The sequence below is a fragment of the Luteimonas fraxinea genome (assembly GCF_021233355.1).
In the GTDB taxonomy this organism is placed as follows: Bacteria; Pseudomonadota; Gammaproteobacteria; order Xanthomonadales; family Xanthomonadaceae; genus Luteimonas; species Luteimonas fraxinea.
In genome coordinates, this window is the sequence record NZ_CP089507.1 from 2285786 (window position 1) to 2292500 (window position 6715).

A 6715-nucleotide genomic window follows, 5' to 3' on the forward strand; every position below is an offset into this window, starting at 1 on the left:
GTCAGCCGTCGATGCGTTGCAGGAGTGCCTCAGCCTGTTCCATTCCCGGAGCCGCTTCCAGTACCTGGAGTACCAGGCGCCGCGCTTCCGCGCGCTCGCCCAGACGCAGGTGCGCATCGGCGGCGGCCAGCGTGAGCCGGGCTTCGTCCATGTGCGGCAGCGCCAACTGCATTGTCTGGAGCGCGGGGCGCAGCGCCACTGCATCGTCGCCGGCAACCTGGGCCTGGTAGTAGCCGAGGATGCCGATCAGTTCCGGGTGATAGCGCGCGGGCGATGCCGCCAGCGCCGCACGCGCGCCGGCCACATCGCCAGCGCGTAGCTGTTCCACCAGTGTCATGCTCGCCTCGTCGCGCCAGGGCGTGCGGGCCACCGGTGTGCGTCCCAGACCGCGCACAATCGCCTCCGCCACGGCGGTGGTCGAGTAAGGGTTCTGGCCGGTGATCAGGCGTCCGTCGACGACGAGCTTCGGCATCATCAGCGGCGCTTCGTCCCAGAGCGCACCACGCGCCCGCGCCGCATCTTCGAGCTGCCACGGGAATTCAGCGGCCCACTTCTTGCCGAAGACGGCTTCCTCTTCGTTGCTGAAGCCGGTCATGCGACGCCCGGCGAGCAACGGCGCGCCATCGGTCAGACGCACGTCGACCAGCGCTGCCGGCCCGTGGCAGACCGCGGCGATCACCGCGCCGTTGTCCCAGGCATTGGCGATCAGCTGTTGCAGGGCGGTGTCGCGCGGCAGATCGAACATTGCGCCTTTCCCGCCGACAACATAGACCGCGGCGTAGTCGCCCGCGTCCAGCGCGTCGGTGCGGCGGGTATCGGCCAGTTGGCGCATCGCATTTGTATCTGCCAGCAGCGCTGTATTGAAGGGCTCCTCCGCGTTGTAGGCATCCGCTTCCACCGCGCCGCCCTGCGGACTGGCGACCTCGACCGCGAGGCCATTGGCCTTGAAGATCAGCCAGGCCTGGGACAGTTCGTCGAACTCGTAGCCGGGACGGGTCTTGCCAGCATCGCGGCCTTCGCCGCTGAGCACGATCAGGACGGTGTCGGCGGCCCTGGACAGCGCGGGCGTGAGGCACAGCGTGGCGACCAGTACACAGGACACGAAAGGATGTCGCATGGGAACTCCGGATTGGGATGACCGGAGACAGCATCCCGCTGCGGGATCAAGCAGATTTCAAACCGCGGCGCCGAGACCTGTGGGCAGCACGCCGTAACGCCGCAACACCGTCCGCATCGACCGCGCGTCGACCACCGTGTCGGCGTGCAGTCCCGCCGCGCGTGCGCCCTGCACGTTGACGAACAGGTCGTCGACGAACAGCGTCTCCTGCGCGCGCACGTCGAACTGCGCAAGCGCGTGGTCGAAGATCGCGCGGTCCGGTTTGCGCACGCCTAGGACGCCGCTGCACAGCACGCGGCCTTCGAGCATCGGGAACAGCGGCGCGACGATGCGGGGAATCGCATCCAGCATCAGCGCGCCGTTGTTGGTCAGCATGCCGACCTGCACCCTGGTTGCGACCGAAGCGACGAGTTCCAGTGCGAGCGGATCCGCCTGTGTGCCCGCGCATCGCGATGCGATCCAGATGTCCGCATCGATGGTGCAACCAAGACCTGCGCCCAGCTGCTGCAGATAAGACGCCGTATCGAGCACGCCGCTGTCGTAGGCGCGCTCCAGTCCCGAGTTGAACACCACCTCCGATAAGCGCGCCGGCGTGCAGCCAGCGACGCGGGCCAGATGCGCGAGGCGCGCGGCGTGCGAATAGCGCGCCAGCACGCCATCGAAGTCGAACAGCACCAGCCGCAGCGGCGGTGGGGTCATGCGGCGAGTTCGGCGAACGCCTCGCGTGCGGCAGCGATGGTCGCCTCGATCACCGCGGCATCGTGCGCCGACGACATGAAGCCGGCTTCGAACGCCGACGGCGCGAGGAACACGCCACGTTCGAGCATCGCGTGGAAGAAGCGGTTGAACGCGGCGGTATCGCAGGCAATGGCCTGTGCGTAGGTATCGACGCAGGCCGCATCGGTGAAGAACAGGCCGAACATGCCGCCGACGCGCGTGGTGGTGAAGGGCACACCCGCATCGCGCGCCGCGGCTTCAAGACCGTCGCACAGCAGATTCGAACTGGCTTCGAGCGCATCGTGGAAGCCGGGCGCCGACACCAGATCCAGCATCGCCAGGCCAGCGGCCATCGCGACCGGATTGCCGCTTAACGTACCGGCCTGGTAGATCGGCCCGGCCGGCGCGATCTGCTCCATCAGTTCGCGGCATCCGCCATAAGCACCGACCGGCATACCGCCGCCGATGATCTTGCCGAAGGTGCTGAGATCCGGCGTCACGCCGTAACGCGCCTGCGCGCCGCCGAGTGCGACGCGGAAGCCGGTCATCACCTCGTCGAAGATCAGCAGCGCGCCGTGCTGCGTGCACAACTCGCGCAGATGCTGCAGATAGCCTTCACGCGGCGGCAGGCAGTTGGCGTTGCCGACCACGGGTTCGATGATCAGACCAGCGATGTCCGCGCCGACTTCATCGAACAGCGCAGTCGCCGCGTCGAAATCGTTGTAGGGCAGGGTCAGCGTCAGATCGGCCAGCGCTTTGGGCACGCCCGGCGAGGTCGGCACACCAAGGGTGAGCGCGCCGCTGCCGGCCTTGACCAGGAACGAGTCGCCGTGGCCGTGGTAGCAGCCCTCGAACTTGACGATGCAGGTGCGGTCCGTCGCGCCACGCGCGAGGCGGATCGCCGACAGCGTGGCCTCGGTGCCGGAGTTCACCATGCGCACCATTTCCATCGATGGCACCAGCGCGGTCAAGCGCTCGGCCATCGTGATCTCCGCTTCGGTCGGCGCGCCGAACGACAGGCCGCCACCGATCGCGCGCTTGACCGCCTGGCGCACGCTCGCGTGGTTGTGGCCGACGATCATCGGCCCCCACGAGCCCACGTAATCGATGTAGCGGTTGCCGTCGACGTCGAACAGATAGGGACCGTCCGCGCGCTGCACGAAGAAGGGTTCGCCGCCGACCGACTTGAACGCGCGTACCGGCGAATTGACGCCGCCCGGAAGCAGGGTGCGGGCGCGTTCGAACAGGGCATGCGAGCGGGACGTATCCATGGAGACTCCAGAAAGAAAAAGGTTCAAAGGCCGAATGCGGCGCGGTAGGCGTGCGCGGCGGCGGCCGGATGGCGAGCGGCGAAGACGCCGCTGATGACAGCGACGAGATCGGCGCCGGCGGCTGCAAGCTGGCGCGCATTCTCCGGCGTGATGCCGCCGATCGCCACCCGCGGCACGCCGAGCACCTCCGCATCGCGCAGCAGGGATTTGCGCGCGACGCGGGCGTCGGGCTTGGTCGGTGACGGGAAAAACGCGCCGAAGGCGACGTAGCTGGCGCCGGCCTCGACCGCGCGCTGCGCCAAGGTGATGTCGTCGTAGCAGGAGGCGCCGAGGATCGCGTCGGCACCCAGCGCTGCGCGTGCATCGATCAGCGCGCCGTCGTCCTCACCCAGGTGCGCGCCGTCCGCGCCGAGATCCGCAGCGAGCCGCCAGTCGTCATTGACGATCAACGGCACACCGGTCGCGCGGCACAGCGGCAGCAGGGCCTGCACCTGCGCCCGGCGCAACGCGGCATCGGCGCGCTTGTTCCGGTACTGCAGCCACGTGGCGTGCGGCAGCACCGCCGCGACCTGGGCCAGCAGATGGGCGGTCTCGGGCTCATCGGGCGTGAGCAGATACAGGCCGCGTGGCGCGGACGGGGAGGCGTTCATCGACGTGGGTTCCGGTGGGGGGAGCGCGATGGGACAATGCGGCTCCGTTTCCAATGCCGCATGTGGTCATTATCCGATGAACGATCCGACGACGCAGGGCGCCTACCAGACATGGATGTGCGTGGTCTGCGGTTTCATCTACGACGAAGCCGTCGGCATTCCGGACGAGGGCATCGCCCCGGGCACGCGCTGGGAGGATGTGCCCGATACCTGGACCTGTCCCGACTGCGGCGTCACCAAGGACGACTTCGAGATGATGACGCTCTGAGCTGAACCTCAGGGCGCGTCATCGGGCCAGCCGCATGCGCGGGGGCCGATGACATCGCCTAGTGCGCGCGATCGCGCGCGCGTCCGATGTGGACCAGCTGCTCGCGCACCGCATCCACATCGGCGGCGTCCGGGTAGCGGACCACGTAATGCCCCAGATCCTCGCGTGCACCCGTGACATGGCCCAGGGCCAGATAGCCCAGACCGCGGTCGCGCAGGGCATCGGGTGCGTCGGGCGCCAGCGACAGCAACCGATCGGCGCAACGCACGGCGCGCACCCAGTCTTCCACCTCGGCGTAGGTGCCGTGCAGGTTGCGCAGCATCCGCATCAGCATCATCCGTGGTGTGGCCGGGCGCAGCAGCCGGGCCAGCGTGTCGTCGTCCGGCGGACCGCCGTCGACGTGCGGCGCGGCGCGTGAACGCAGTTCTTCGATATCCAGCGGCCGACCGCCGTTGAACGGATCCATCACCAGCATGCCGTCACCGACCGGCAGCCGGACTAGGAAGTGGCCGGGGAAGGAAATGCCGTCCAGCGCCACGCCGAGCCGGCGCGCGACCTCCATCTGCACCACAGCCAGCATGATCGGATTGCCGAGCCGGCGTTCGATCACCGCATTGAGATAGCTGTTGCGCGGGTCGTAATAGGTGTCGTGGTTGCCGGCATAGCCGATCTCTTCGAACAGATGCCGGTTGATTGCCTGCATCTTCAGCGGCATCTGCCCGATCGTGTCGACTTCGATCCGCAGATGCCGGGCATGCGACGCCAGCACCGCATCGCAATGCGCAACGTCGAGCGCGGGGTACTCGTCGCGTGCGATCAACAGCGCGCACGCGAACAGCGGCATCGCTGCATCCGCGGTGCCCGACAACGATGCCCACTCGGGCAGTTGCACTGCATCACTCATGGCATGGAAGCCTGCATGGCGATCGGTGTACCGGTGACGCAGGCTCAGGGTGCCGGAATCGAAGGCGACAGCGTCAGCGTCTCGCCGTCCTTCAGGCCGATGCGCTTCGCTTCACCTGCATTGAGCTCCAGCACATAGCGCGCAGGGCCTGTGCTCGGATAAGGCGGGCAGCGATTGCCGGCAGAACACGGCGGCACGTCGCGCTGCTGCGACACCAGCCTGCGTGCATCGTCGAAGTAGAGGATGTCGAGCGCGATCCGCGTGTTCTTCATCCAGTAGGCCTGCGGCGCCTCACTGTCATGAATGAAGAGCATGCCGTGGCCCTCTTCGAGCGTGTCGCGGAACATCAGGCCGCGTGCGCGGGCCTCATCCGTCGCAGCGATCTCGACGGTGTAGCGGTTGCCCGCAAGCTCCACCCAATCACCACCACTCGCACAGGCAGGCAGCAGACAGGAGGCAAGCAGAGAGAGCAGAAGAAGACGGAGAGCGCGCATGGAAGCACCGGCTGGATGGACTGCATCCACCTTCGGCAAGCGCTGTGCAAGCGTCAAGAAAAAAATCTTGTACGAAGGGTTCCCAAACCGATTTCATCTATGCATAATTCGCCCCCCGCTTGACGGGCTGCTCTTCGGGGCGGCGAGCCAGGCGGGAAAGAGGACGAAAACGCGGCTTCACGCGGTGTTGACAGACTCGAAAGTCGCGGTAATATGTGCGGCTCGCTTCAACGAAACGCCTTCGGGCCGGACGGAGAAGTCGGCGGAAACCAACCCTCACCGAGGTGTTGACGAAAGCCAAAACCGCGCTATCATGGGCGGCTCGCTTCGGAGGAAACAACGAAGCAGTGGGAAGCAGGCGCTGAGGCCGCTTCCGCAGATCTTTGACAGTGTGCGCAGGATACTTATGCGGACGTCTGGCTGGTGGCGTGAGTCCATTAGCAGACGTTCTAGAAAGAGCAAGAAAGATTCAAAAGCATGCAAATGCTGGTGAGTAGTTCGAGTTCTGGAAAAGACATCTGCACTCGAAGCATTAGATGTCACTTCGGTGATGTCGAAACATTTAAGTGAAGAGTTTGATCCTGGCTCAGAGTGAACGCTGGCGGCAGGCCTAACACATGCAAGTCGAACGGCAGCACAGAGGAGCTTGCTCCTTGGGTGGCGAGTGGCGGACGGGTGAGGAATACATCGGAATCTGCCTATTTGTGGGGGATAACGTAGGGAAACTTACGCTAATACCGCATACGACCTACGGGTGAAAGCGGAGGACCTTCGGGCTTCGCGCAGATAGATGAGCCGATGTCGGATTAGCTAGTTGGCGGGGTAAAGGCCCACCAAGGCGACGATCCGTAGCTGGTCTGAGAGGATGATCAGCCACACTGGAACTGAGACACGGTCCAGACTCCTACGGGAGGCAGCAGTGGGGAATATTGGACAATGGGCGCAAGCCTGATCCAGCCATGCCGCGTGGGTGAAGAAGGCCTTCGGGTTGTAAAGCCCTTTTGTTGGGAAAGAAAAGCAGTCGGTTAATACCCGATTGTTCTGACGGTACCCAAAGAATAAGCACCGGCTAACTTCGTGCCAGCAGCCGCGGTAATACGAAGGGTGCAAGCGTTACTCGGAATTACTGGGCGTAAAGCGTGCGTAGGTGGTTTGTTAAGTCTGATGTGAAAGCCCTGGGCTCAACCTGGGAATTGCATTGGATACTGGCAGGCTAGAGTGCGGTAGAGGGTAGTGGAATTCCCGGTGTAGCAGTGAAATGCGTAGAGATCGGGAGGAACATCCGTGGCGAAGG

The 6715-nt window shown here is 65.2% G+C and carries 6 protein-coding genes, 1 rRNA gene and 1 pseudogene (1 of these 8 only partly in view); 2 read left to right on the forward strand and 6 right to left on the reverse strand.

The genetic code is table 11. The features are described 5' to 3' along the window. Window position 1 precedes the first annotated feature (1 nt). From LU699_RS10235 to thiE, 4 genes are read right to left on the reverse strand one after another with little or no spacing between them, the layout of a single operon-like run. Window positions 2–1117 carry a DJ-1/PfpI family protein gene (locus tag LU699_RS10235; protein ID WP_232138325.1) on the reverse strand — a complete coding sequence of 372 codons (1116 nt, stop codon included), beginning with the start codon at window positions 1115–1117 and terminating at the stop codon, window positions 2–4. 57 nt (window positions 1118–1174) lie between these two features. Further along, on the reverse strand, window positions 1175–1816 hold the full coding sequence (locus LU699_RS10240; protein ID WP_232138324.1) for an HAD family hydrolase: 642 nt from the start codon (window positions 1814–1816) through the stop codon (window positions 1175–1177). Continuing rightward, a complete protein-coding gene (gene hemL / locus LU699_RS10245) occupies window positions 1813–3105 on the reverse strand; it encodes a glutamate-1-semialdehyde 2,1-aminomutase (protein ID WP_232138323.1) in 1293 nt (430 codons plus the stop codon). The genes LU699_RS10240 and hemL overlap by 4 nt, the downstream gene beginning before the upstream one ends. 23 nt (window positions 3106–3128) lie before the next feature. After that, a complete protein-coding gene (gene thiE / locus LU699_RS10250) occupies window positions 3129–3755 on the reverse strand; it encodes a thiamine phosphate synthase (RefSeq protein WP_232138322.1) in 627 nt (208 codons plus the stop codon). Between the two features lie 53 nt (window positions 3756–3808). On the opposite strand from thiE, the pseudogene LU699_RS10255 reads away from it, so the two are divergent. Then, window positions 3809–4023, forward strand: a pseudogene (locus LU699_RS10255) (rubredoxin). Between the two features lie 58 nt (window positions 4024–4081). Here LU699_RS10255 and LU699_RS10260 read toward each other — a convergent pair. Both LU699_RS10260 and LU699_RS10265 read right to left on the reverse strand, forming a co-directional pair. Then, complete coding sequence (locus tag LU699_RS10260) at window positions 4082–4927, reverse strand: SirB1 family protein (RefSeq protein ID WP_232138319.1); 846 nt, start codon at window positions 4925–4927, stop codon at window positions 4082–4084. A gap of 44 nt (window positions 4928–4971) precedes the next feature. After that, entirely contained in the window at window positions 4972–5421 is a 450-nt protein-coding gene (locus LU699_RS10265; RefSeq protein WP_232138385.1) for a DUF192 domain-containing protein, read from the reverse strand. A 563-nt stretch (window positions 5422–5984) separates the two neighbouring features. Here LU699_RS10265 and LU699_RS10270 point away from each other — a divergent pair. Then, window positions 5985–6715: ribosomal RNA gene (locus LU699_RS10270) — 16S ribosomal RNA — on the forward strand; it runs 814 nt beyond the window's last position.